The sequence below is a fragment of the Nonomuraea glycinis genome (genome assembly GCF_035920485.1).
In the GTDB taxonomy this organism is placed as follows: Bacteria; Actinomycetota; Actinomycetes; order Streptosporangiales; family Streptosporangiaceae; genus Nonomuraea; species Nonomuraea glycinis.
Map to the genome: position 1 here is coordinate 5,285,888 of NZ_CP109166.1, position 25,579 is coordinate 5,311,466.

A 25,579-nucleotide genomic window follows, 5' to 3' on the forward strand; every position below is an offset into this window, starting at 1 on the left:
GAACATGTGACAAACCGTAAAGACGCTGTGACCTGCGGAAACGAGGATGACGATATATCGGTAACGGGTTTGTAACGCCTGCAAAGGGTTGACGGAATATTTGTATCCCTTATAGGAATGCGCTATCCCATCCCGTCGTGCCCGGCTGGACCTGGAAGAGGGATGCATGTCCGAATCGATCACATCGTCCGCCTCACCCCCCGGAGGCCGCCCCCGATGTCCTATGTGAACGTTCACAAACGGCGGGAGGCCCGTGCGGCCTACGTGTTCCTCGCGCCGTGGTTCATCGGCCTCCTCCTGGTCACCGTGGGGCCGATCCTGGCCTCGCTGTACCTGTCGTTCACCGACTACAGCCTGCTGGAAGAGGCTCAGTGGGTCGGGCTCGGCAACTACCGGGAGATGTTCCTCGAAGACACCCGGTTCATCGCCTCGCTCCGCGTGACGACGATCTACGTGATCGTGTCCGTACCGCTGCAGCTGATCTTCGCCCTGATCCTGGCCCTGGCGCTGGACCGGGGGCTGCGCGGGCTGTCGTTCTACAGGTCCGTCTACTACCTGCCCTCGCTGCTCGGCGGCAGCGTCGCCATCGCCATCCTGTGGCGCAAGATCTTCGGCTCGGACGGCCTCGTCAACGGGGTGCTCGCCCTGTTCGGCATCGAGGGGCCGGGCTGGGTCTCCGACCCCGACACCGCGCTCGGCACGCTGATCCTCCTGCACGTGTGGACGTTCGGCGCGCCCATGGTGATCTTCCTGGCCGGGTTACGGCAGATCCCGCAGAGCTTCTACGAGGCCGCGTCGGTCGACGGGGCCGGCACGCTGCGCCAGTTCCGCTCGATCACGCTGCCGCTGCTGACGCCGATCATCTTCTTCAACCTGGTCCTCGAAGTGATCAAGTCGTTCCAGTCGTTCACCCAGTCGTTCATCGTCAGCGGCGGCAGCGGAGGACCGGCCGACTCCACCCTCTTCTACACGCTCTACCTCTACCTGAAGGGCTTCAAGAGTTACGAGATGGGCTACGCGGCCGCGATGGCGTGGGTCCTGCTGCTCCTCATCGCCGGACTGACCGGCGTGAGCTTCCTCACGTCGAAGTATTGGGTCTTCTATGGCGACACGAAGTAAGCCGATCCCGTTCCTGTTCCGGCCCCTGCCGCGCGGGAACCGCCTGCTCAAGCATCTGCTGCTGATCGGCTTCGGCCTGGTCATGCTCTATCCGCTGCTGTGGATGATCTCCAGCTCGCTCAAGCCGGAAGAGCTCATCTTCCGCGAGCCGGGGCTGTGGCCGAGCTCGGTGACGCTGGACAACTACAGCGAGGGCTGGACGGCGCTCAAGCACTCCTTCGGCTATTACCTGTGGAACTCCGCCGTCATCACCGGCCTGTCCGTCCTGGCGAACCTGGTGGCCTGCTCGCTGGCCGCCTACGCCTTCGCCCGGCTGGACTTCCCGCTGAAGAAGATCTGGTTCGCCGTCATGCTGGGCTCGATCATGCTGCCGCACCACGTCACGGTCGTGCCGCAGTACATCGTGTTCGCCGAACTCGACTGGATCAACACGATCTGGCCGCTGATCGTGCCCAAGTTCCTGGCCACGGACGCGTTCTTCATCTTCCTGATGGTGCAGTTCATCCGGACGCTGCCCAGGGAGCTGGACGAGGCGGCCGCCATCGACGGCGCGGGCTACTGGCGGGTGTTCCTCCAGGTCATCCTGCCGCTGTGCATGCCGGCGCTGGCCACGACCGGCATCTTCACCTTCATCTGGACCTGGAACGACTTCTTCAGCCAGAACCTCTACCTGACCAACTCCGACAACCTCACGGTGGCCGTCGCGCTGCGCCAGTTCCTCGACTCCAGCGGCGAGTCCTCCTGGGGCCCGATGTTCGCGATGTCGATCGTCTCGTTGGGCCCGATCTTCGGGTTCTTCCTGGCGGGACAGAAATACCTGATCAGAGGCCTGGCGACCACAGGCTTGAAGTAGTTCCTCCGCACCCCCCGGCAACTCTTCCAAGAGGAGGTAGAGCTGTGAAGTTCAGCTCTCGCACGACCACGTGGACGGTCGCCCTGCTGTCGGTGGTCGTGATGACCACGGCCAGCGCCTGTGGCGGCGGCAGCGGCGGCGACCCGGCCGGAAACGGCAAGGTGTCGATCGTCTTCGCCTACTGGGGCAGCGACGCCCGGCAGAAGCTGACCGAGGAGGTCATCAAGAAGTTCGAGGCGAAGAACCCGACGATCGATGTCGAAGGCGACTTCTCCTCCTGGGACAGCTACTACGAGAAGATCGCCACCAAGGTCGCCGCCAACGACGCCCCCGACGTGATGAGCATCGAGATCCGCGGGCTCAGCGAGTACGCCGGCCGCGGCGCGCTCGCCGACCTCTCCGGCAAGGTGCCCGCCGCCGACCTCGACCAGCAGGTGCTGGCCAGCGGCCAGATCGAGGGCAAGCAGTACGCCGTCCCGACCGGCGTCAACGCCTTCTCCATGATCGCCAACCCGGCGGCGCTGGAGAAGGCCAAGAAGGAACTGCCCGAGGACACCTCCTGGACCTGGGACCAGTGGGCCGGCCTGGCCAAGGAGATCTCGGCCACCGGCAGCGGCGTCACCGGCGCCGAGTACAACTTCAACCCCGCCTTCCTGCAGATCTACGCCGCCCAGCGCGGCGAGAAGTTCTACGACGGCAACAAGATCGGCATGTCGGCCGAGACCGTCAAGTCCTGGTGGGCCATCCACCAGAAGCTGATCGAGACCAAGGGCTCGCCGGACGCCGCCAAGAGCGCGGAGATCGGCTCCACCGGCCCCGAGCAGTCGCTCCTCGGCACCAACGCCGGCGCCATGGGCATGTGGTGGAGCAACCAGCTCAACGCCCTGACCAAGTCGTCCGGCCAGGAGATGACCCTGCTGCGGATGCCCAAGGCGGAGGGGGCCACCACCGGCGGGATGTTCCTGCAGCCCGCCATGTTCTACACCGCCTCGGCCAAGTCCGAGCACCCCGCCGAGGCGGCCAAGCTGATCGACTTCCTGGTCAACGACCCCGACGCGGCCGCCACCCTGCTGAGCGACCGCGGCCTGCCCACCAACACCAAGGTGCTCGCCGCGGTCAAGGACAAGCTGCCGGCCGTCGACCAGAAGACGCTGACCTTCATCGAGGAGGTCAAGAGCGAGCTGAGCCCGATCCAGGCCCCGCCGAAGGGCGCGCTGGAGATGGAGGACATCCTCCAGCGCAACTCCGAGGAGGTCCTGTTCGGCAAGGCGACACCGGACGCCGCCGCCCAGAAGTTCCTGTCGGAGGCGAACGCCGCCATCGCGGGCTGAACCGTCACCATGGCCGGGGGCCCGCGCGGGCCCCCGGCACCACCTCTATCGGGGAGAAACCGTTGAGCAAGAGATACGCCCTCGTCGGCCTGGGCCACCGGGCGCAGATGTACGTCGACGCCCTGCTGGGCGACTGGCGGGACACCGGCACGATCGTCGCGTTGTGCGACACCAACCAGACCCGGATGAGCTACTACGCCGAGCTCATCGGCGGCGAGGTGCCGTGCTTCGACCCCGCTGAGTACGGCAAGGTGCTGGAGCTGGCCGATGCCGTGGTGGTCTGCACGGTGGACGCCACCCACGCCCGCTATGTGGTCGCCGCCCTGGACGCCGGGCTCGACGTGGTCGTGGAGAAGCCGCTCACCATTGACGCCGAGAGCTGCCAGGCCATCGCCGAGGCGGCCGAGCGCGGCACGGGCGAGCTGGTGGTGACGTTCAACTACCGCTACTCACCGCGCAACTCGGCCGTCAAGCGGCTGATCAGCGAGGGGGCGATCGGCGACGTCACCTCCGTGCACTTCGAGTGGACCCTCGACACCATCCACGGCGCCGACTACTTCCGCCGCTGGCACCGCGACCGCGCCCACTCCGGCGGCCTGCTGGTGCACAAGTCCACCCACCACTTCGACCTGGTCAACTGGTGGCTGGGCGCGGCCCCCGAGCTCGTCTTCGCCCAGACGGACCTGCGCTTCTACGGCGAGGCGCTGCCCCGGGGCGAGCGCCCGGCACGCGGCCAGGGCGCCCCTGGGCTGGGCAGCGACCCGTTCATCCTGGACATCTCCACCGACGAGCGGCTCAAGCGCCTTTACCTGGACGCCGAGCACGAGGACGGCTACATCCGCGACCAGGACGTCTTCGCCCCCGGCGTGAACATCGACGACAACATGTCGGTCCTGGTCCGCTACGCCAACCGGGCCACGCTCACCTACTCGCTCACCGCGCACGCCCCGTCCGAGGGCTACCGGGTGGCCTTCAACGGCACCGAGGGCCGGATCGAGCTGGAGGTCTGCGAGCGGTCCTGGACCCCGCCGCACGCCGCGATCGACCCGAGCGCCGCCAGCAAGGAGCACGCGGCCGAGTCCTGGGAGCGGCTCACCCTGCACCGGCACTGGCAGGAGCGCGAGGAGGTGCCGATCGAGCAGGGCGCCGGCGGCCACGGCGGCGGCGACCGGCTGCTGCTCAACGACGTCTTCCGCGGCCCCGCCGACGACCCGCTCGGCCGCCCCGCCGGCTACCGCGACGGCATCCGCAGCGTGCTCGTCGGCGTCGCGGCCAACCGCTCCGCCGCGACCGGCCTGCCCGTCCACCTGGCGGCCGACGGCACCCGGCTGGCCGATGCGTAGGCCGTACCGGACGATCTGACCGGTCAGCGGCCCGCCGCCACAGCGGCGGCCTCTGACCGGGACAGCCGGCCGTCGGTCACCACGACGGTGACGCGGCGGGTCAGCTCCTCGGCGAACTCCAGCGGCGCGTCCCAGGCCAGCGCCGTGCCCACCCCCGGATACTCGGCGACCCTGACGAACCACGGATCGTCGTCCTGCGCGAACAGCAGCGTCCAGTCGTCGGCCGCCAGCGCCAGCCACGGCGCACGTGAGCCGTGCACCCGCTCCTCGCCCTCGGCGACCGCGGTGAACACCCGCAGCCCGGCCGAGCCCGCGGGAGCCCGCCAGAAGAACCCGCCGTACCCCGCCCCCACCCGCCCCTTGGTGGCCGAGCTGCGCACGCTCAGCGGGCCGCCGGTGAGGTTGCGCAGGGTGAACGCGAAGTCCAGCGCCCACCCTCGCGCGGCGGGCGCCGCCCGCACGGTCCGCTCCTCACGCACCAGCGGCTCCTCGCCCGGCCGCTCCCACAGCAGCGTCTCGGTGAACCCCGAGGCGTCGCGGGCGGTGAACGACACGTGCCGCTGGACGCCGTGGTCGTCGAGCCAGGCCGGGCCCTGGTCGCGGACGTAGGTGCGGCCGCCCCAGAAGTTGCGCCCGCCCAGGTCGGTCACGGCCACGCCGGCGCCCAGGTGGTGCGGGTGGTCGTCCGGCCGCGTCTCGGTGACGACGACGCCGCCGAGTGTCCGTACCGGGTGGAGGTAGGGCCTGGGGGCGGCGGTGAGGGGCAGGTCGGGGGCGGTGGTGTAGTCCGCGACCACGGTGGTCCCTGCCGTGTTCCGCACGGTGAGCGGGACGGCCCAGCTCAGGCCCAGCTCCGAGAAGAGCGTCAGCCGGTCCGCGCAGGTGTCCACCACCCGCGCGATGCCCGGCAGCACCCGCCCCTCGCCGGCCCGGTCCTGGTGGTCGGCGGCGATCGGCAGCGGGTCGGGCGCGACCCTGATGGCCTCCATGACCTCCATGAACGCGCCCGTCCGATGGATCGGGACGAGCAGGCCGGCGCCGGACCGCAGGTGTTCGACGAGGTTCTCCAGCAGGTCCGTCCGGCCGAAGCGGCGCACCGGCCCGTCGTTCACCTGGACCTCGTCCAGGGTGTAGGTGAGCCGGATGCGCCCCCGATCGCCGTGCACCACCACGTAGGGCTCGTCCCGCTCGGCCGCGCACAGGGTCACGGCCGCCACGATCGGCGGGCCGTCCTTCAGATGGACGCGGATGGCGGAGGTGTCGTCGGATTCGATGTCGTTGGCGTGGAAGAGCTCCGTCTCCACCGCGGCCACGGCGCCCCGCTCCTCGGCTCCCGCGACGGCCAGCGCGGTGGCCAGCGCGTGCGCGAACGGGTTGGTGAGCGCCCCGTCGACCACGTCCACGCCGTCGAGCACTCTCTTGCCCGCCCAGGCGCTGCGGGTGAAGTAGGAGGCGGGCCGCGGCCACGCCCCCGCGACGCCGATGCCGGTGACGCGGCCGATCGCGCCGCCCGCGATCAGCTCGCGCACGGCCGGCACCGCCGCCGAACCCAGGCTCTGGAACCCCACCTGGCAGGCCAGGCCCGCCTCGGCGGCGGCCCGCGCCATCCGGTCGAAGCCGGCCAGCGTGGCCGCCGTCGGCTTCTCGACCAGTACGTGCGCGCCCGCCTTGAGCGCGGCCACGGCCAGGTCGGCGTGCGTGGGGATGGGCGTGGCCAGGATCGCGATCTGGGCGCCGGTCCGCTCGATCAGCGCGGGCAGGTCGGCGGAGAGGTCAGGGGAGCCGAGCCCGGCCAGGCTCTCCTCCTCGACCGGCCGCACGTCGCAGACGCCCACCAGCCGCACCAGACGGGTCAGGCGCCGCAGCCGGTCCAGGTGATGGGAGCCGAAGCCGTGAGCTCCGGCCAGCACGACGCGCATGGCTCACCTCCAGCGGAGGCCGAGGCCCCGGTGCTCGCCGACGCGCAGCGTCGCGCCGTCCACGTCGACAGGGTACGGCTCGGCGAGCAGCCCGAGCGCGGCGAACGAGGCGTCCTCGACGTCCTCGGCCATGCACGGCAGCGGCAACGTGAGCGCCAGCTGCCCCGACAGGTCGGGCAGCAGATGCGGGTAGACCGGCACGTCGTAAGTCCGGGCCAGCTCGACAATGCGCAGGAAAGGGGTGATTCCCCCCACCCTGACCACGTTGGGCTGCGCGACGTCGCAGGCGCCCGCCGCCAGCAGGTCCCGGAAGCCGTAGACGGTGTAGACGTTCTCGCCGACCGCGATCGGCACGTCCACGGACCGCCGCAGCTCCACATGCGCAGGCACGTCGTCGGCGGGCAGCGGCTCCTCCAGCCAGTGCAGCCCGTACGGGGCGAGCGCGGCCACGGCGCGGCGGGCCCGGTGCAGATCCCATCGCTGGTTGGCGTCGATCATGAGCAGCGTGTCCTGGCCGATCACCTCGCGGACCGCGGCCACCCGCTCGACGTCCTCGCGCAGGTCCGGCCTGCCCACCTTGATCTTCACGCCCGCACAGCCCGCCGACTTCCACCGGCCGGCCTGCGCGACGAGCTCCTCCAGCGAGTAGTGCAGGTTCACGCCGCTGCCGTACACCGGGACGCTGTCCCTGCGCCGGCCCAGCACGTCGACCAGGCCGAGCTCGCCGCAGCGCAGGTCCCACAGCGCCAGATCGACCCCCGCCAGCGCCACCGTGGTGATCCCGCCGGGCCCCGCCTCGCGCAGGTGCCGCCAGAGCCGGTCCCACACCACCTCCGGGTGCGGGTCCAGGCCGATCACCGCGTCCCGGATGTCATGCTCCAGCAGCGCCCGCACCGCCCGCGCGCCGATCTGCGGCGTCCAGGAGAACCCGGTGCCGGTACGGCCGTCGTCCAGGGTGATCTCCACGACGAGCACGTGGTTGACCGGCACGTCCGGCCCCCACGGCCGGGGCAGCCGGGCTGTGCGCGGGGTGACCTTGAGGTCGCGGATCATGATGTGCCGACCACCGATCGCCCGTGCTTGATCAGCGCCTCCAGCTCGGCCACGTCCTCCGGGGAGGCGTCGACCAGCGGAGCGCGCACCGGTCCCGCCGCCAGGCCGCCGAGTCGTACGCCCGCCTTGACCAGGGCGACGGCGTAGCCGGGCACCTTGGCGCGCAGCCGGACGAGCGGCTCGTAGAACTCGGTGAGCAGGTGGTGGGCGCCGTTCAGGTAGGCGGTGGCGAGGTCCGGCGCGAAGGCGAAGGCGGCGGAGGAGTAGAGCTCGATGCCGAGCCCGCGGTAGGCGCCCATGGTGAGCTCGGCCGTCGGCAGCCCGTTGAAGAAGGTGAAGTCGTCGCCGACCTCCCTGCGCACCGCGAGCACGATGCGCTGCATGAGGTCGATGTCGCCCAGGCCGTCCTTCAGCCCGATCACGCCGGGCACCCGGGCCAGCTCCACCACCTGGGCGGGGGTGAGCACCACGTTGTCACGCTGGTAGACGATGACCGGCAGGATCGCGGCCACCGCACGCACATAGGCCACGAAGCCCTCGTGCGTGCCCTTGGACAGATAGGGAGGCATGAGCAGCAGGCCGTCGGCGCCCGCGTCCCGAGCCGCCGCGGCCTGGTTGAGCGCGGCGCCGAGCGGTCCGCCGGCCCCCGCGAAGACGGGCGCCCTGCCGCGCGCGGTCTCGGTGGCGACCCGGACGACGGTCGCGTGCTCGGCCTCGGACAGGGCGGCGAACTCACCGGTGCCGCACGCCGCGAACACCGCGCCGGGGCCGTGCTCCAGGCCGCGCCCGATGTGCTCGGCCAGCACGTCCACGGCCGGCTCGCCGGACGGGGCGAACGGGGTGACGGGGAAGAAGAGAACTCCGCTGAGGTTCATCGAATCTCCAGTTCGGTACGCCAGCTGCGCTTGGCGATCCAGCCGAGCATCCGCTCGGCCTTGGCCGAGGTGAAGGCGGGGGACGTGCCGGTCAGTGGGGAGGCGATGGCCTCGATGGACGCCTCGACGGGAGCCTCGCCGGAGGCCCCGATGGACACCTCGGCAGGGGTCTCGGTGGCGGGCATGACCTGGGGCAGGAGCTCGGCCAGTGGCCGCCGGGCCAGCGCGTCGGCGGCGCCCGCGAAGAACACCTCGCCGTTGGGCAGGCCGGGGAGCCGCTCTATGAGCACCGAGATCATGTCCGAGGCGTCCCTGGCGTCGATGTAGTTGAACAGCGAGACGCCGGCGAGCTCCGGCCGGTCCAGGCGGTCGGCGATGGTGTGACCCGACTGGGTGGGCGCCCCCGCCCACTCCTCGGGAGCCACCACGAAACACGGGCGCACGGCCGCGAACTTCGTCTCCGAGTCGCGGGCGAAGGACCTCATGGTCTGCTCCGCCACGAGCTTGGACAGGCTGTAGGAGTTCCACGGTTCGGTGGGATGCTCCTCGTCGATCGGCAGGTAGTTCGGCGTCCAGCCGGAGGGCGCGCCGTAGCCGATGACCGTGGGGCTGCTGGCCACGATGACGCGGCCGACGCCGAGACTGCTGGCCGCCTGGCACACGTTGAAGGCGAGCTGGGTGTTGGTGCGGAAGGTCAGCCCGTCGGTCCGGCTGAACGGCGTCGCGATCGCGGCCAGGTGCACGACGACGTCGGGCCGGAAGCGCGCCATGACGTCATAGGCCTCGCCCAGGTCCGTCAGGTCGGCCGGCAACGTGGCCGCGGCCTCGCCCGGAGTGCCGGCGGTGACATCGACGCCGATCACCTCGTGACCGGCTTGCGCCAGTGTGGTGACCAGGCTGCGCCCGAGCCGTCCGGCACTGCCCGTCACCAGTGTTCGTGTCATCCTTGGCTCACCCTCCTGTAAGGGTTCGTGTTACCGCAACCGGTTGCAAAAGTATCGAGGCGGTGTTGGGAGGACGTCAAGCCGTACTACTCCCGCCTGCGTGGTGACCCGGACCTCAGCGAATCGATAAGGTGGCCTTCGGCGGCAGGCAAGGCGTTATCACGGTCCATTGACAGTGATACAAGCGCTTGCATTAATGTACAGGGCATGGTCGGAGGCCTAGCGTGGCGGTGACGATTCGTGACGTGGCGGAGGCGTCAGGAGTGCATGTCTCCACGGTGTCACGCGCATTCTCCGCGCCCCATCTGGTCAACACCGTCACGCGGACCAGGGTGCTCGCCATCGCCGAGGACCTCGGCTACCGGCCCAACCGGGCCGCGCGGGCGCTGACCACCGGGCGCACCCACAACATCGGCCTCATCGTCGCCGACATCGCCAACCCCTTCTTCCCGCCCCTCATCAAGGCCGCCCAGGCGCAGGCCAGGATGCGTGACTACCACGTGTTCGTGGCCGACACCGACGAGGACCCGCAGGTCGAGGAGGAGCTGATCCAGACCCTCACCAAGCAGGTCGACGGTGTGCTCCTGTGCAGCCCCCGGCTGACCAACAGGACCATCGAGCGCCTGCGCGAGGAGATCCCGTTCGTCGTGGTCAACCGCAGGGTCAAGGGCATGCCCACGGTCCTGATGGACGTGGGGCGTGGCGTCAGGCTCGCCGTCGAGCACCTCACCCGCCTCGGGCACCGCAGGCTCGCCCTGGTCACCGGCCCCAGCGGCTCGTGGACCAGCAAGGAGATGCAGGCCGCCGCCGCCGCGATGGTCGAGGCCGACGTCACCTTCCTCGGCCCCAACCCGCCGACCGAGCTCGGCGGCCTGGCCGCGGTCACCGACGTGCTCGCCTCCGGCGCGACCGCGGTGCTCGCCTACAACGACCTGGTCGCCATCGGGCTCATCGAAGGGCTGGCCGCGCGCGGCGTGGACGTGCCCGGCGAGATCAGCGTGATAGGCGTGGACGACATCGTCCCCGGCCGGCTGAGCCGTCCCAAGCTGACCACCATCGCCATGCCCACGGCCGCGGCCGGGCGCATCGCCGTGGACCTGCTGCTCCAGTCCGTCGACTCGGAGTCGACCGGCGGCGTCACGGTGCTGGAGACGAGTTTGATCGTCCGCGACTCAACGGGGGAAAACCGCAAATGATCTTCGGAACGCTGCCGTCGGGGGAGACCGTCGAGCGTCATGTCCTGTCGGCCGGGCGGCTGCGCGCCTCGGTCCTCAGCTATGGCGCGATCCTGCAGACTCTCGAGGTGTCGGGCGTCAACGTGGTGCTCGGCCTGCCGACGCTGGAGGACTACCTCACCCGCAGCCGCTACTTCGGCGCGGTGGTCGGCAGATACGGCAACCGCATCGCGGACGGGCGCTTCACCCTCGACGGCGTCGAATACCGGCTGCCCGTCAACAACGGGCCCAACAGCCTGCACGGCGGCACCGACGGCTTCGACCGGAGGGTCTGGGCGGTCTCCGACGCCACCGACTCCTCGATGACGCTCACCCTGACCAGCCCCGACGGCGACCAGGGCTACCCCGGCACGCTGACCGCCTCGGTCACCTACACGCTGACCGGCGACGCCCTCCGCCTCGACTACACCGCCGAGACCGACGCCCCGACCGTGCTCAACCTCACCAACCACTCCTACTTCAACCTGGCGGGCGGCGGCGACGTGCTCGGCCACGTCGTACGGATCGGCGCCGAGCACTACCTCCCGGTGGACGACGACAAGATCCCCACCGGTGAGCTCGCCCCGGTCAAGGGCACCCCGTTCGACTTCACCGTCCCGCACGCGGTGGGGGCCAGGTTCGACGGCGCCTACGACCACTGCTTCGTCCTGGACGGCGACATCACCGTGGTGGAGCCGGTCAGCGGCCGCACCATGGAGGTGACCACCACCGAGCCGGGCGTGCAGTTCTACGCGGGCGGCATGCTCGACGCCGACGCCACTCCCTACGGCCCGTTCGCCGCGCTCTGCCTGGAGACCCAGCACTTCCCCGACTCGCCCAACCAGCCGCAATTCCCCTCCACCGTGCTGCGGCCGGGGGAGCGCTACACCTCCTCCACCACCTACGCCTTCACGGGCTGATCAGCCGGGCCGGCATGGCCCTGAGCACCAGCACCGCCACATCGTCCGTGGACGGCCGGGCGGCGAAGGAGTCGACCGCCCGCCGCACCCGTTCGGCGACGGCGTCGGCGCTCAGGCCCGCGCATTCGGACAGCAGGCGTGCCAGACCGTCGTCGTCATCGAGAAACCGTTTGCCGTCGCGGCGCTCGGTGACGCCGTCGGTCACGCAGAGCAGCACCTCCTCGGGCGCCAGCTCGAACGTCTCGACGAAGAAGCGGGCGTCGGCCTCGATGCCCAGCAGCAGCTGAGGCGTCGCCACCACCTCCACCTTGCCGCCGGCCCGCAGCAGCAGCGGCGGCACGTGACCGGCGGAGGCGATCGTGCACAGCGCGCCGCCCTGCGGCAGCGGGGTCAGCTCGCCGCAGAGCAGGCTGAGGAAGCGTCCCTCGTCGCCCTCCTCCAGCAGCCGCTGGTTGAGCCGGTCCAGGATGTCGGCCACGGTGTAGTTCTCCTTGGCGAGCAGCCGGACGGCGTGCCTGGCCAGCCCGGTGACCGCGGCCGCCTCCGGCCCGCTGCCGCACACGTCGCCCAGCGCGAAGCACCAGTGGTCGCCCACCGTGAACAGGTCGTAGAAGTCGCCGCCGACGTCCGCGCCCTCCTCGCCGGGCCGGTAGATGACCGCGGACTCCAGGCCCGGCATCGGCGCCGCCCGCATCGGCAGCAGGCTGCGCTGCAGCACCCGCGAGGTGGTCGCCTGGCGGGCGTACAGCATGGCCGTGTGCACGTTGAGCGCGACCAGCCGGCACAGGTCGGCCAGCAGGTCGGCCAGCTCCAGCGGGAGCGTGGGCTCGCTGCGCCCGATCACCAGCGCGCCGTGGGACCGGCCCTGCGTCCGCAGCGGGAACGACAGGACCGTCTCCTCGCCGACCGGCCAGGTCACCTCGCTCAGCGGCGAGCGCGGGATGGCCGGCAACGACCTGCGCAGCTCGGCGTTGTGCTCTTCCTCGCTGTGCCACACGCGGGCGAGCCTGGTCATGCCCGTCAGGTCGGTCAGGTAGACCGCGGCCCAGGTGGCGATCTTCGGCACCACGAGCTGCGCGGCCAGGGCCGCGAGCAGTTCCTCGTCGTGCACGCCCGCGAGCAGCTCGCCCGCCTCGGCGAGGAAGGAGAGCCTGCCCCGATGCGCGCGCTCCTGCTCGGCCAGCCGCTCGCGCTGCACGGTGGCGGCCACCTGGTCGGCGATGTGCAGCAGGCTGACCGTGAGGTCCTGCTCGAACCGGCCGGGCTGGGCGGCGGTCACCGCGAGATGGCCCACGACCTCGCCCGCGACCATGAGCGGGGCGCACGCCAGCGACCTGGCCTCCAGCCGCTGGGCCAGCTCGACGTCCACCGAGAGCAGGTCGTCGACCAGCACCGGGGTCTCGCACTGAAGATTGAACGCGCAGGAGGACAGCACGCCCACCAGCCCGGCGGTGGCGCCCGCGCCCGCCGCCACGCCGAACCGGTTGCAGCCGTCGGCCCGCAGCAGCACGTAGGCCGCGTCGCCGCCGCTGGACAGCTGGACGATCCGCGCGATGGTGTCGAGCAGCTCGGCCAGCGGCCGGTCCTGGTCGAGCAGGTCCTTGATCCGCCGGCCCGCCTCCCGCCTGAGCGGCGCGGGCGGCGAGGCGAGGACGAAGCCGTGCTCGCTGTCGGCCACCATCCAGATCGACCGGCGGTCCTCGGCCGGCCCGTCGGTGCGCAGGTGGGAGATGTAGACGGGGACCGACCTGCCGTCCCGGTGCCGCATCCGGGTCTCGCCGCGCCAGCGTCCCAGGCCGAGCGTCTCGGCCAGCGACAAGGCGTACGGCCCGTGCCCGCGCCAGACGACCAGCTCCTCCAGAGGGCTGCCGGCGACCTGCTCCGCCGTCCAGCCGAGCAGGGACTCGGCGTCGGAGTTCCACGAGACGACGCGGCCCTCGGCGTCGGCGACCACCACCGCGACCTGCAACCTGTCGATGGGCCGGCGGGGCGCGGGCAGGCACGCGGCCGGCGACTCCGGGACGTCGGCGAACTCCATGCGCACCCAGACCCGTTTGGCGGTCCTGGTGTAGGTGACGCCCCAGGCGTCGGCCAGCATGCCGGCCAGCGCCAGCCCGCGTCCGGAGGTGGGCAGCGGATCGACGAGCGGCGGCGTGCCGCCGAGCACCTGCCGCTCCGGTTGGTGGTCGTCGACCTCGATCTCGAGTTTGGGCGGGGTGGCGTCCGCGTCCAGGCGACAGGTCAGCTCGATGCCGGTGCCCGCGTGCACGACCGCGTTGGTGACGAGCTCACTGGTCAGCAGCACGGCGTCCTCGGCCAGATGGCTCAGACGCCACTCGCCGAGCACCTGGCGGACGAATCGGCGTGCCGCGGCGGGGGCATGGGGAGTGCCGTCGAAGGCGGTGCTCGACTCCCGGGTCGTATCCACTGTGCGTCCTAGAACATCACTCGATGTGGCAGTTCGGTCACTCTCAGGGTGGCAGACCGAGAGCCTCTCATACCTTGGGTTGCGAAGAAGGCCGCTCTTCGACGAACGCCCGGCGCGCCCCTGTGCTTTCTCGGGGGTCTCCGACGTACCTTTGGCATCATGGCCACCCGTACGCCGAAAAGCGCATCGAAGGGGCCGGCGAAGCGGTCGCCCTCGTCCCGCTCGACCCCCGCCAAGCGGGGAGCCACGTCGGCGGGGCGGCCCAGGGCGAAGGGCGCCTCGTCGGCACGTAAGCCGTCGATGACCCACCAGGACCCGATCAGCTGGGTCTTCACCATGATCGGCAAGCTGATCGTCGGGCTGTGGATGCTGCTCGCCAACGGCATCGGCAGCGCGGCGCGGGCGCTCGGCGCCAATGCGCGCGAGCTCGACCCCGCGCACCGGCGCGACGGGGTGGGCCTGGCCGTGCTCGCCGGCGCGATCGTCCTGGCCGCGATGACCTGGCGGGACACCGGGACCGGCGTCTCCGCCGCCGTCAACACCGTCGTGCACGCCGTGTTCGGCTCGCTGACCTGGGCGTTGCCGCTGATGTTCAGCCTGCTGGCCTGGCGCTACCTGCGCCACCCCGACCAGAACGCCGACACCGGCCGGATGGGGATCGGCTGGAGCGCGCTGCTCATCGGCGTCCTCGGCGTCATCCACGTCGCCAACGGCACCCCCTATCCGGCCGGCGACGCCGGCAACACGATGGAGCGGGTGTCGCAGGCGGGCGGTCTCGTCGGGTTCATCGTGTCCGCGCCGCCGATGAGCATCCTGCCGTCGTGGATCACGATCCCGCTGCTGCTGCTCCTGTCGGGGTTCGGCGTGCTGGTGATCACCGCCACGCCCGTGCACCGCATCCCCGAGCGGCTGAGCGAGCTGCGGCACATGCTGTTCGAACGGCACGCCCCCGACGCCCCCCAGCAGCCCAGAAAGCGCCCCAAGCCCAAGAAGGCCGCGCCGGAGCCGAGCGAGCTGGTCAAGCCGTACGACACCCCGGTGCTGGCCGAGGACGACCCCAAGGGCGGCAAGCGGGACGGCCACTCGCCGGAGATCGTGCCGGGACTGGTGGACGAGGAGGAGGCGGCGGCTCCGGTCAAGAAGGACCCGCCGCACCCCACCCCCGCGCCGCGCAAGGTCGAGCAACTGGTGCTCTCTCCGCAGACGGGCCCGTACCTGCTGCCTGATCTGCAGTTCCTCAAGCCGGGGAGTCTGCCTAAGCCGCAGACCAAGGCCAACACGACCGTGGTCAACGCGCTGACCAGCGTGCTGGAGCAGTTCACCATCGACGCCCAGGTGATCGGCTTCACCCGGGGGCCGACCGTGACGCGCTACGAGATCGAGCTGGGACCGGCGGTGAAGGTGGAGAAGGTCACCGCCCTCACCAAGAACATCGCGTACGCCGTTAAATCCGCAGATGTTCGGATTTTGTCCCCGATTCCTGGCAAGTCGGCGATCGGGGTGGAGATCCCGAACGCGGACAAGGACCTGGTCTCCCTCGGCGACGTGCTGCGCGCCCAGGTCGCGCAGGCCGACCACCACCCGATGATCGTCGGACTGGGCAAGGACGTCGAGGGCCGCACCATCGTCGCCAACCTCGCCAAGATGCCCCACCTGCTGATCGCGGGCGCCACCGGCGCGGGCAAGTCCGTCTGCGTCAACGGGCTCATCACCTCGATCCTCATGCGGGCCACGCCCGACGAGGTGCGCATGGTGCTGGTCGACCCCAAGCGGGTGGAGCTCTCGGTGTACGAGGGCATCCCCCACCTGATCACCCCGATCATCACCAACCCGAAGAAGGCCGCCGAGGCCCTCGAATGGGTGGTGGGGGAGATGGACCGGCGCTACGACGACCTGGCCGCCAGCGGGTTCAGGCACGTCGACGAGTTCAACGCGGCGGTCAAGGCGGGCAAGCTGGTGGCGCCGCCCGGCAGCGAACGCGTCTACCAGCCCTACCCCTACCTCTTGGTGATCGTGGACGAGCTGGCCGACCTCATGATGGTCGCCCCGCGCGACGTCGAGGACTCCATCGTCCGCATCACCCAGCTCGCCCGCGCCGCCGGCATCCACCTCGTCATCGCCACCCAGCGGCCCTCCGTGGACGTCGTCACCGGCCTGATCAAGGCCAACGTGCCGTCCCGGCTGGCGTTCGCGGTCTCCTCGCTCACCGACTCGCGCGTCATCCTCGACCAGCCGGGCGCCGACAAGCTGGTCGGTCAGGGTGACGCCCTGTTCCTCCCGATGGGGGCCAGCAAGCCGATCCGGATCCAGAACGCGTTCGTCTCGGAGAAGGAGACCGCCGAGATCGTCGCGCACTGCAAGACGCAGATGCAGGCCGAATACCGCGACGACGTGTCCGCGGCGCCGGTCAAGCGGGAGATCGACGAGGACATCGGCGACGACCTCGACCTGGTGATCCAGGCGGCGGAGCTGATCGTGAGCACCCAGTTCGGCTCCACCTCGATGCTGCAGCGCAAGCTGCGCGTCGGCTTCGCCAAGGCGGGGCGGCTGATGGACCTGCTCGAAAGCCGCAACGTGGTCGGCCCCAGCGAGGGTTCGAAGGCGCGCGAGGTGCTGGTGAAGCCGGATGATCTGCCGGGTTTGCTGGCCGACCTGCGTGGCGAATGACCCCAATGCAGACTTCCCCGGTGCTAACTGGTTGAATATAAGCCACTACGCTACGTCGTGGTGGGGGAGGCGTTTGCTGTGCAGGAGCAGAGCACAGGGGCAATGCTGGCGGCCGCCAGGCAGTCGGCGGGGCTGACGGTCGCGCAGCTCAGCGCGATCACGCGCATCCGGGAGGCGATCATCCTTGCGATCGAGCGCGATGACCTCTCGAAGTTCGAGGGCGACTTCTACATCAGGGGGCACGTCAGGGCACTGGCCAAGGCGGTGGGGCTCGATCCGGACGAGGTGGTGCACCTCTACGACCAGCAGCACGGGGGCGCGCCGCCGCCCGTCCGCGCCGCAGCGGTGTTCCAGGCCGACCGTACGACCAATCTCGGCGAGCGGCGCGGCCCGAGCTGGACGATGGCGCTGGGCGTCGCGGTGGCCGTGGTGGTGGTGTTCGGGGTGGTGCGGGTCATGGGCGGCGAGTCCGACCACGTGCGCACGGCCGGCGGGAACAACCCGGCGGGGTCCAGCGTGCCGCCCAACTCGCCGTTCACCGAGGAGCCGCGCCGCTCACCGGCCAAGTCCAAGGCCAAGGCGATCGCCAAGGAGGACCTGGTCGTGGTCAAGGTCAAGGCCAAGCGCGCCTCCTATCTGAACGTCAACGACGCCAAGGGCAAGAAGATGTTCGCCGGCACGCTGCAGGCGGGCCGATCCTCGACCTGGCGCACAGCGACCCGGATGAATCTCGTCATCGCCGACGGGGGCGCGGTTTCGCTGCAGGTCAACGGCAAGAATCTGGGGCCGGCGGGCCCCAGCGGGGAGATGGTGAAGCGCTCGTTCGGCCCCGCCAAACCACGAGCGCGGTAGCCCGTGCATCGGGTGGTGGCCAACTCCCGATACCGTAGTGTTCACCATGTCATCCCGCCGAACCGCATCGCTGATCACCCTGGGCTGCGCGCGCAACGAGGTCGACTCCGAGGAGCTGGCCGCGCGACTTGAGGCTGCCGGTTGGCAGCTGGGCGACGACGACCCAGACGTCGTCGTCGTCAACACGTGTGGCTTCATCGACTCGGCGAAGAAGGATTCCATCGACACGCTGCTGGCCGCCGCCGACTCCGGGGCCAAAGTGGTCGCCGCGGGTTGCATGGCCGAGCGCTACGGCAACGAGCTCGCCGACGCGCTGCCAGAGGCCAGTGCGGTCATCTCCTTCGACGACTACGCCGACATCGGCGGCCGGCTCGACGACGTCGTCGCCGGCCGCTCGCTCAAGCCGCACACCCCACGTGATCGCCGCACCCTGCTGCCCATCTCACCTGTGGAGCGCGCCGCCGCGCCCAGGTCCCACATCCCCGGCCACGGGGACCTCCCCGACGGGGTCGCCCCCGTCAGTGGCCCTCGCGTGCTGCGCAAGCGGCTCGACGAGAGCCCGGTGGCCTCACTCAAGCTGGCCTCCGGCTGTGACCGGCGCTGCACGTTCTGCGCCATCCCGGCCTTCCGCGGGGCCTACGTCTCCCGAGATCCCGACGATCTGGTGGCCGAGGCCGACTGGCTGGCCCACCGCGGCGTCCGAGAGCTCGTCCTGGTCAGCGAGAACTCCACGTCCTACGGCAAGGACCTGGGCGACCTCAGAGCCCTGGAGAAGCTGCTGCCGAGGCTGGCGGCCGTCGAGGGCATCGACCGGGTGCGGGCGAGCTACCTGCAGCCCGCCGAGCTGCGGCCGGGCCTCATCGACGTGCTGAGCTCCACCGAGGGCATCGCCCCCTACTTCGACCTGTCCTTCCAGCACGCCAGCGGCACCGTGCTGCGCCGGATGCGGCGCTTCGGCGATCCGGAGCGCTTCCTGTCCCTGCTGGACGCCGTGCGCGAGCACGCCCCGGAGGCGGGCGTGCGCTCCAACTTCATCGTGGGCTTCCCCGGCGAGACCGAGGAGGAGTTCGGTGAGCTGGTCGGCTTCCTGGAGCGGGCCAGGCTGGACGTGATCGGTGTGTTCGGCTACTCCGACGAGGACGGCACCGAGGCGGCCGGCTTCGACGGCAAGCTCGACCAGGAGATCGTCGACGAGCGCGTGCGCGTGCTCACCGAGCTGGCCGAGGAGCTCACCGCGCAGCGCGCGGAGGAGCGGATCGGCACCGAGGTCGACGTGCTCATCGACGACGACCTGGGCGACGGCGGCTACGAGGGCCGGGCCGCCCACCAGGGACCGGAGGTCGACGGATCCTGCACGGTGCAGGGCATCGGGCTGGTCCGGGGCCAGATCGTGCGGGCGGTCGTGGTCGACGCCGAGGGGGTTGACCTGATCGCACGAATCAAGGCCGGTCCATGACCAAGGACGAGCGCCGGGTGGTGAGCCCGTGGAACATCGCCAACGTCCTCACGGTCCTCAGGTTGGCGCTCGTCCCTTTCTTTGTCTTCTGTCTTCTCATGCCGGGCACCGGGTGGCGGCTGGCCGCGCTGGCGGTCTTCGGTGTGGCGTCCTTCACCGACCACCTCGACGGTGAGCTGGCCCGGCGCTACGGGCTCATCACCGACTTCGGCAAGATCGCCGATCCGATCGCCGACAAGGCGCTCACGGGCGCGGCGCTGGTGTGCCTGTCGGTGCTCAACGAGCTGCCGTGGTGGGTCACCATCGTGATCCTCGGCCGGGAGATCGGCATCACGCTGCTCAGGCTGGTGCTCATCCGGCGCGCGGTCATCCCGGCCAGCTATGGCGGCAAGGTCAAGACGGTCCTGCAGATCGCCGCGATCGTGCTCTACATCCTGCCCGGCGTGCCGGATCCGCTGCGCTGGGTGACGATGGGCGCGGCCGTGGTGGTGACCGTGGCGACGGGGGTCGACTATGTCGTACGAGCGTTCCAGCTGCGCAAGGTGGCCAGGCGAGCACGCGGGGAGTGAGCATGACGCAGGTGGCTGAGGTCCTGGCGGCGCTGGTGCGCCGGCGGGCCACGCTGGCCGTGGCCGAGTCGCTGACCGGCGGCCTCATCGGCGCCACGATCACCACCGTCCCGGGGGCGTCCCAGGCGTTCAGGGGCGGGGTCATCTCGTACGCCACCGATCTCAAGCAGGCCCTGCTGGGCGTGCCCGAGGACCTGCTGCGGCGCGAGGGGGCGGTGCACCCCGAGGTGGCGGCGGCGATGGCGGCCGGTGTCGCGCGGCTCTGCGCGGCGTCGTACGGCCTGGCCGTGACGGGGGTCGCGGGGCCGGAGCCGCAGGACGGCCGGCCGGTCGGGACGGTCTACGTGGCGGTGAGCGGTCCGGATGATGAGATACATCAGCGACAGCTGAGCCTGAAAGGGTCTCGCGAACGTATCAGGATAGAGACGATGGATCAGGCGATTGATCTCCTAGCAAGTGTGGTGAAGGCTAACGAAGGGGAACATTCCGGATGATTACCGTGTTACGTCCCGAGCGAACAAGCCAAGCACGGTCTGACGCGGTGTCGGTCGATACGGGTACGGTGGATGTGTGAGTGAGGTCCGTGAGCCAACTGCAAGCAGCAAGCGCCCGGCAGGCGGGCCTGATGAGTCACGCGATGAGCCACGTGCGACGGGCCAGGGGCGGAGACGTCCGATGATGACGGCGAGGAGCATGTACGAAGCGAAGAAGAACAATGGGCGGCACGATCCGATCGCGCGGGGCGTGGTGAAGACATCCACGCCGGGGAGGGAGCGACAGATGATTCTGCTGCGTCAGCTGCTCGGCGATGTGCTGAGACGGCTGCGGGTGCGGCAGGGACGTACACTTCGCGAGGTGTCCACGCTGGCGCGTGTCTCGCTGGGCTACCTGTCCGAAGTCGAACGCGGCCAGAAGGAAGCGTCATCCGAGCTGCTCGCATCGATCTGTGGCGCACTCGGAGTGCCGCTGTCGCAGGTGCTGCGTGAGGTGTCCGACCAGTTCGCACTGGCAGAGCTCCAGGCTGCCCCGGTGCTGGCCGAAGCGCCCGAGCACGAGCGTCTTCCCCTTGCCGAGTCGGTGCCCGGAGCCATTTCCGACACTGTGTTCCCCGAAGTCAAGGACATGGTGGCTGCCTAACGAGGCTGGCAGCCGCCGCACCACAGGACCAGCCGCTCCTGTGCGTGTGCTCCCATCTCGCCGCGGCTGATGCGGGTGCCGCATCGGCGACAGGGCCTGCCCGCCCTGCCGTAGACCCAGGTCTGGTTCGCCGGACGGCGGTCGCCCGTGGTGACCGTGCCCGCATGGTGCTTGTTGGCGTCCAGCAGTCGCTGGGCGAGTGTGACCAGCCCGTCCAGATCCTTGATGTCCCCAACCCTCCGCCACGGCCAGATCCCGCGTAGAAACAGCGTCTCAGCGCGGTAGATGGTGCCGATACCGGCCAGGTTGCGCTGGTCGAGCAGCGCCTCCCCGATCGTCGTGTCCGGATCCCGGCGCAGCCGACGCACGGCTTCGACCGGGTCCCAGTCGAGCCCCAGGAGATCCGGCCCGAGATGGCCGACGACCTGGCCCTCCTCGGCCGTCTTCAGCAGGTCCACCATCCCCAGTCGGATGCCCACGGCCTGGTATTGCGCGTTGGCGAGGATGAGCCGCACCCTGTCTCCCCCCACGACCCGCCGGCCCGGGGCTGTCACCTGCCAGCTTCCGTCCATGCGCAGATGCGTGTGCACGGTCAGGCCGCCCTCCACCCGGGTCAGCAGATGCTTGCCACGGGAGACCGTCTCCAGCACCGTGCGCCCGGTGAGATCGGCTGTGGCGTGCCGCGGCACCCGGAACTCCGACCGGGTGAGCACCTGGCCGTCCAGCGCCTTGCGCAGGCGCGCGGCCGTGCGGTAGACGGCATCTCCTTCGGGCATGCCTCCAGTCTAGAAATCAGACGGGGCCGCCCGCGTACCGGCACGGATCGACCGCCGCAGCCTCCTGGCACCCCGCACTTCAGGGTCCGCGTGACCGGCGGGCGTGTGGTGCCGTTCGCTGTGAGCGCTGTTTCGGAGGTGGGGTCGGGGGGCCGGTCGTTGTCAGGTGGGGGTGGCTCTTCACTGGGCCGGTGTGCTGTGAAGCGGTGGGGTGGGGGTCAGTCCCAGGCGGCGGGGTCGGCGGCGAGTTGGCGGACGCGGTCAGGGAGAGCGCCGCTGGCGACCTGCTCCAGGGTGACCTCCTCCAGGATAGCCCGCTCGGTGGCCCGCAGGGCGATCCACACCTGCTGCAGGGACATCGCGGGGCCGCGGTAGCCGACGTGCTCGGGGCGCTCGCCCCGGACGTTGGCCAGGGGGCCGTCGACGGCTCTGATGACGTCGGCGAGCGAGATCTCCGCAGGAGGCCGGGCCAGGACATAGCCGCCTTCGGGGCCACGCTGGCCGCGGACCAGACCGGCCCTGCGCATCTGCAAAAGGATGTTTTCCAGGTATTTAGGGGGCATGTCCTGCTCTTTGGCGAGCTCACCCACGGTGGTCGGACCGGCACCGGCCGCGGCAAGTTCGGCGGCGGCGCGGAGGGCGTAGTCGACACGAGCGGAAAGGCGCATGTTCTCGATTATCCCTCCTGGTCAACACTGGTTAGTCGCAAGGTCGTCAGAACGGGCAGATGATCGGAGTACGCGATCATCGGCGCCTGGGCGGATATCGCGGTCAGACCCTTGCTGATCAGCACGTGGTCGATCCGCTCGGTGGGCGCGTCGGCGGGCGAGGTGGGCGGATCGCCGAGCGCTGTCAGCGGGTCGGAGAGACCTGCCGCCTCCAGCACCGCCATGGCCGGATCGCCGGGCCGGGTGTTCAGGTCACCGGCGAGGACCACCGGCCTGACGACGCCTGCGGACGTGGCGCTCACCGGGGTCTGCGCGGGCCCGCCGGGGGCGGTGGGGGTCGGGCGGGCCCGCGCCGCGTCCTCGCCGGCTGCCAGGGCGCGAACGATGGCGGCCACCTCGGGCGCCTGCCCGTCCGGGGCCTGGAGGTGGGTGTTGACGATGCCCAGCTCCCTGCCGCCCACCTCCAGCACGATGGCCTGCGCCTGGGCGCCGGTCGGGTAGTCGTGGCGGCCGAGCGGGTGCGAGTGCACCTGGCGGACCGGCAGATGGGTGAGCAGCGCGTCGCCCCAGACGTTGTCGGCGGCCGGGGCGAAGTGGTAGCGCATGCCCAGCCCGCGGGCGATCCTGGCCAGGTCGTCGTGGCCGCCGTTGAGCAACCAGCCGCGGTCCACCTCGCTGAGCAGCACCACATCGGGCCGCTGGGCGGCGGCCCAGGCCGCTATGTCGTCGAGCGAGAGCCGCCCGTCCAGGCCGAACCCCATCCGGATGTTGTAGGCGATCAGCTTGATGGTGTCCCCCTGAGTGGCCCGCACCGGCGGCGCGGGCCGCCAGGTGGCCGCCACCACGAGCGGTACGAGCAGCACCGCGGCCCCCAGCACGACCCGGCCACGCCGCCTGCCGCCTTCTCCGAAGCCGGTGGGAGGCAGGTCGCCCTCTACGAGGGTGGCGCTGGTGGAAAGCTGGCTGCTTTCTCCAGGCGCGGTGCTGGTGGGAGGTTGGCTGTCTTCTGCGGGGGTGGCGTTGGTGGGGCGCTGGTCGTCTGTCCGGGGCGATGGCCGGGGGAGGAACGCGACGGCTGCGACGAGTACTGCTGTCGCGATGGGTACGAACTGCTGTGGGAAGCCGAGGTCCATGTCGTACGCCGCGTAGTAGGCGAAGGCGGCGATCAGGAAGACCAGTCCGCCGCCGAGCGCGCCGAGCCCTTGCCGTCCGGGGCGTGCCGGGGTTCGGCCGGCGGCGGCGAGCGTGGGCCCGAGGCAAAGGATCGCCAGGGCACCGGCGGCCGCCTGGGCGCTGCCGCCGAGTGCGGGGCTGACGGACGGCAGGAGTAAGACGGTGGTGCAGCACACGAGCAGGACACCGGCGAGGGTGCCCAGGACCCGTGGCAGCGGCGGCCGGAAGGCCTGCCAGGTGGCTGCGACGAGGGCGAGCAGCAGCAGGGCGGCTGTCCCGGTGACCCAGATCAGCGGCTCCGGCCCCTGCGCCGCCTTGGCCCAGGACGTGGTGGCCATCCCCGTCAGCAGCAAGGTGGGGCCGAACAGGAACCAGACGCGGGCGGGCGCCAGATCATCCGCGGGCGGTACGCGTACCTGGGGAGAAGCAGGCGGCACGTGCACTTGGGGAGAAGCGGGCGGCATGAGGGCTTGGGGAGGAGCGGGCGGCTGGCGGACCAGGAGCAGGAGGGAGGTGCAGAGGGTCAGGGTGGCGAGCCAGGGGAGGAGGCCGGGCCGCCAGATGAGGTCCACTCCGTTGAGCAGCAGGTGTGCGAGCGTCGAGAATGCCAGGCCGCTCATGATTCCGCCGGGGACCGCGGCTCGGGGCAGCGTTCGTGCGCAGCCGTGGAGGAAGACCAGGCCGGCCGTCACGCCCGCCGAGGCGACGTACAGCTGCTCGACTCCCGCCTGGAGGAGGAGTCGCGCCACCACCAGGGCCACCGCCCCGCCCAGCAGCGCCCAGCGCGGCCTGAGGAGTACGGACAGGAACGGCAGCGCGAACCAGGCGGCGGCGTACAGGCCCATCAGCTCGGCGGGGGTGGACCCGGCGCGCCCGAACAGGGTGATCAGCGACGGCAGGAAGACGCGCAGCACGTCGAAGAGGATCATGATGCCGAGCGCCAGCAGCACGGCCTGGTGGCGGGGGGAGGTCATGAGTCATCCTCGCCTTCTCTGCGCTGGTCAGCAAGGCGGGGAGCGCTAAACTTCCAGCAAGCCTTTTCGATAAGACGGTGGGATTCAGCGTGGAGCGACGCCCTGGTGTGCCCAGACTGCTAAGGGAGATCAATGACCGGGCCGCACTGGATCTGTTGCTGGCCACCGGACCCATGACGCGCGGCCAGATCGGGGAGCTGACCGGGCTGTCCAAGGTGACCGCGTCACAGACGCTGGCCAGGCTCGAAGAGCGCGGGCTGGTCGAGGTCGTCGGCGCGCAGGCGGGCGGGCGCGGGCCCAACGCGGCCCTCTACTCCGTCATCGCCTCCAGCGCGTACGTGGCCGGACTCGAGGTCGGGCCCAACCTGATCTCCACCGCGATCGCCGACATCAACGGCCGCACGGTGGCCGAGGTCGCCGTCGATCCCACCGGGCACGACGACCCGGTGCCCGTCGTACACGACGCGATCATGAAGGCTTGCCGCACCGCCAAGGTGAGCGCGGCCAAGTTGCGCGGCGTGGTCATCGGCACCCCGGGCGTGGTCGATCCGCGCAGCGGCGACGTGCGGTTCTCCTTCGACCTGCCTGGCTGGCACGAGGGCATCCGCGAGGCGCTGGCGGGTGACCTCAAGCGCGAGGTGATGATCGAGAACGACGTCAATCTCGCCGCCATCGCCGAGCAGGCCGACGGGGCCGCCCAGGGGCGTGGCGACTTCGTGCTGCTCTGGTCCGACCGGGGCCTGGGCATGGCGGTCATGCTGGGGGGCAAGCTGCACCGGGGCCGCTCGGGCAGCGCGGGTGAGATCGGCTACCTGCCCGTGCCCGGCGTGCCGCTGCCGGAGGACATCCGCACCTCGCCCGGCCGGCTGCCTTCGCTGGCGGGCGGCCTGCAGTCGCTGGTGAGCGCCGAGGCGGTGGCCGAGCTCGCGCGGAGCCACGGGTTCGAGGTGGACAACGCCGGTCAGAGCGTCCAGGTCGCGGTGGCGGCCGGGGCCGAGGGGGAGCCGCTGCTCGACGAGATCGCCCACCGGCTGGCCCTGGGCGTGGCCGCGGTCTGCGTGATCCTGGACCCGGGCCTGGTGGTGCTCGCCGGGGAGGTGGGGCACGCCGGGGGCGAGGCGCTCACCTCCCGGGTCGAGGAGGCCGTGGCCCGGATCTGCCCGGTGCGCCCCCAGGTGGTCACCACCGCGGTGACCGACCCCCACCCGGTGTTGCGCGGCGCCGTACTGGCCGCGCTCGACCGGGCCCGGGGGGAGCTGCTCACCTCCTGAGCGGCTCGACGGCCACATGGGCGTTCGGCTGGGAGCT

21 protein-coding genes are annotated in these 25,579 nt (G+C 70.7%); 13 read left to right on the forward strand and 8 right to left on the reverse strand.

Annotation, left to right across the window (positions count from 1 at the left end; all coding sequences use genetic code 11):
- Window positions 1-216 precede the first annotated feature (216 nt).
- From OHA68_RS24940 to OHA68_RS24955, 4 genes are all read left to right on the forward strand, one after another.
- Complete coding sequence (locus OHA68_RS24940; RefSeq protein ID WP_327102397.1) at window positions 217-1,119, forward strand: carbohydrate ABC transporter permease; 903 nt, start codon at window positions 217-219, stop codon at window positions 1,117-1,119.
- Complete coding sequence (locus tag OHA68_RS24945) at window positions 1,103-1,972, forward strand: carbohydrate ABC transporter permease (RefSeq protein ID WP_327102398.1); 870 nt, start codon at window positions 1,103-1,105, stop codon at window positions 1,970-1,972. Before OHA68_RS24940 ends, OHA68_RS24945 begins: the two co-directional genes overlap by 17 nt.
- A gap of 44 nt (window positions 1,973-2,016) precedes the next feature.
- Window positions 2,017-3,303: an ABC transporter substrate-binding protein gene (locus OHA68_RS24950; protein WP_327102399.1), complete on the forward strand. Its 1,287-nt coding sequence runs from the start codon at window positions 2,017-2,019 to the stop codon at window positions 3,301-3,303.
- Between the two features lie 62 nt (window positions 3,304-3,365).
- Entirely contained in the window at window positions 3,366-4,646 is a 1,281-nt protein-coding gene (locus OHA68_RS24955; protein ID WP_189141638.1) for a Gfo/Idh/MocA family protein, read from the forward strand.
- Between the two features lie 23 nt (window positions 4,647-4,669).
- Here OHA68_RS24955 and OHA68_RS24960 read toward each other — a convergent pair whose 3' ends face one another.
- Genes OHA68_RS24960 through OHA68_RS24975 form a run of 4 tightly spaced genes read right to left on the reverse strand, consistent with a single transcriptional unit; the run spans window position 4,670 to window position 9,437 of the window.
- Entirely contained in the window at window positions 4,670-6,565 is a 1,896-nt protein-coding gene (locus OHA68_RS24960) for a DUF6807 family protein (RefSeq protein ID WP_327102400.1), read from the reverse strand.
- Between the two features lie 3 nt (window positions 6,566-6,568).
- The gene (locus tag OHA68_RS24965; protein ID WP_407674508.1) at window positions 6,569-7,615 is read right to left on the reverse strand and encodes a mandelate racemase/muconate lactonizing enzyme family protein; all 1,047 of its coding nucleotides are present in this window, start codon (window positions 7,613-7,615) and stop codon (window positions 6,569-6,571) included.
- On the reverse strand, window positions 7,615-8,493 hold the full coding sequence (locus OHA68_RS24970; RefSeq protein WP_327102402.1) for a 5-dehydro-4-deoxyglucarate dehydratase: 879 nt from the start codon (window positions 8,491-8,493) through the stop codon (window positions 7,615-7,617). Before OHA68_RS24970 ends, OHA68_RS24965 begins: the two co-directional genes overlap by 1 nt.
- Window positions 8,490-9,437 carry an NAD-dependent epimerase/dehydratase family protein gene (locus OHA68_RS24975; protein ID WP_327102403.1) on the reverse strand — a complete coding sequence of 316 codons (948 nt, stop codon included), beginning with the start codon at window positions 9,435-9,437 and terminating at the stop codon, window positions 8,490-8,492. The genes OHA68_RS24970 and OHA68_RS24975 overlap by 4 nt, the downstream gene beginning before the upstream one ends.
- A 224-nt stretch (window positions 9,438-9,661) precedes the next feature.
- Here OHA68_RS24975 and OHA68_RS24980 point away from each other — a divergent pair, with 224 nt between their 5' ends.
- Both OHA68_RS24980 and OHA68_RS24985 read left to right on the forward strand, forming a co-directional pair.
- The gene (locus OHA68_RS24980; RefSeq protein WP_189141643.1) at window positions 9,662-10,633 is read left to right on the forward strand and encodes a LacI family DNA-binding transcriptional regulator; all 972 of its coding nucleotides are present in this window, start codon (window positions 9,662-9,664) and stop codon (window positions 10,631-10,633) included.
- A complete protein-coding gene (locus tag OHA68_RS24985; protein WP_327102404.1) occupies window positions 10,630-11,571 on the forward strand; it encodes an aldose epimerase family protein in 942 nt (313 codons plus the stop codon). The genes OHA68_RS24980 and OHA68_RS24985 overlap by 4 nt, the downstream gene beginning before the upstream one ends.
- On the opposite strand, the gene OHA68_RS24990 is transcribed toward OHA68_RS24985, so the two are convergent.
- The gene (locus OHA68_RS24990) at window positions 11,561-13,999 is read right to left on the reverse strand and encodes a SpoIIE family protein phosphatase (RefSeq protein WP_327102405.1); all 2,439 of its coding nucleotides are present in this window, start codon (window positions 13,997-13,999) and stop codon (window positions 11,561-11,563) included. The genes OHA68_RS24985 and OHA68_RS24990 overlap by 11 nt on opposite strands.
- A 159-nt stretch (window positions 14,000-14,158) precedes the next feature.
- Here OHA68_RS24990 and OHA68_RS24995 point away from each other — a divergent pair, with 159 nt between their 5' ends.
- From OHA68_RS24995 to OHA68_RS25020, 6 genes are all read left to right on the forward strand, one after another.
- Entirely contained in the window at window positions 14,159-16,666 is a 2,508-nt protein-coding gene (locus OHA68_RS24995; RefSeq protein ID WP_327102406.1) for an FtsK/SpoIIIE family DNA translocase, read from the forward strand.
- Between the two features lie 78 nt (window positions 16,667-16,744).
- A complete protein-coding gene (locus OHA68_RS25000) occupies window positions 16,745-17,518 on the forward strand; it encodes a helix-turn-helix domain-containing protein (protein WP_327102407.1) in 774 nt (257 codons plus the stop codon).
- Between the two features lie 46 nt (window positions 17,519-17,564).
- A complete protein-coding gene (rimO, locus tag OHA68_RS25005; protein ID WP_189141648.1) occupies window positions 17,565-18,974 on the forward strand; it encodes a 30S ribosomal protein S12 methylthiotransferase RimO in 1,410 nt (469 codons plus the stop codon).
- The gene (pgsA, locus tag OHA68_RS25010) at window positions 18,971-19,543 is read left to right on the forward strand and encodes a CDP-diacylglycerol--glycerol-3-phosphate 3-phosphatidyltransferase (protein WP_189141649.1); all 573 of its coding nucleotides are present in this window, start codon (window positions 18,971-18,973) and stop codon (window positions 19,541-19,543) included. The genes rimO and pgsA overlap by 4 nt, the downstream gene beginning before the upstream one ends.
- A gap of 2 nt (window positions 19,544-19,545) precedes the next feature.
- The gene (locus OHA68_RS25015) at window positions 19,546-20,037 is read left to right on the forward strand and encodes a CinA family protein (protein WP_327102408.1); all 492 of its coding nucleotides are present in this window, start codon (window positions 19,546-19,548) and stop codon (window positions 20,035-20,037) included.
- 286 nt (window positions 20,038-20,323) lie between these two features.
- Window positions 20,324-20,680, forward strand: a complete 357-nt coding sequence (locus tag OHA68_RS25020; RefSeq protein ID WP_327109557.1) for a helix-turn-helix domain-containing protein — start codon at window positions 20,324-20,326, stop codon at window positions 20,678-20,680.
- Here the strand turns inward: OHA68_RS25020 and OHA68_RS25025 are convergent.
- The 3 genes from OHA68_RS25025 to OHA68_RS25035 all read right to left on the reverse strand — a co-directional run bounded on the left by OHA68_RS25025 (window position 20,677) and on the right by OHA68_RS25035 (window position 24,271).
- A complete protein-coding gene (locus OHA68_RS25025; protein ID WP_327102409.1) occupies window positions 20,677-21,456 on the reverse strand; it encodes a DNA-formamidopyrimidine glycosylase family protein in 780 nt (259 codons plus the stop codon). The two genes, OHA68_RS25020 and OHA68_RS25025, sit on opposite strands and share 4 nt — an antisense overlap.
- 218 nt (window positions 21,457-21,674) lie before the next feature.
- A complete protein-coding gene (locus OHA68_RS25030; RefSeq protein ID WP_189141652.1) occupies window positions 21,675-22,124 on the reverse strand; it encodes an RrF2 family transcriptional regulator in 450 nt (149 codons plus the stop codon).
- Window positions 22,125-22,132: 8 nt separating this feature from the next.
- Window positions 22,133-24,271: an endonuclease/exonuclease/phosphatase family protein gene (locus OHA68_RS25035; RefSeq protein WP_327102410.1), complete on the reverse strand. Its 2,139-nt coding sequence runs from the start codon at window positions 24,269-24,271 to the stop codon at window positions 22,133-22,135.
- An 89-nt stretch (window positions 24,272-24,360) separates the two neighbouring features.
- Here OHA68_RS25035 and OHA68_RS25040 point away from each other — a divergent pair, with 89 nt between their 5' ends.
- Window positions 24,361-25,542 carry an ROK family transcriptional regulator gene (locus OHA68_RS25040; RefSeq protein WP_189141654.1) on the forward strand — a complete coding sequence of 394 codons (1,182 nt, stop codon included), beginning with the start codon at window positions 24,361-24,363 and terminating at the stop codon, window positions 25,540-25,542.
- Window positions 25,543-25,579: the final 37 nt, after the last annotated feature.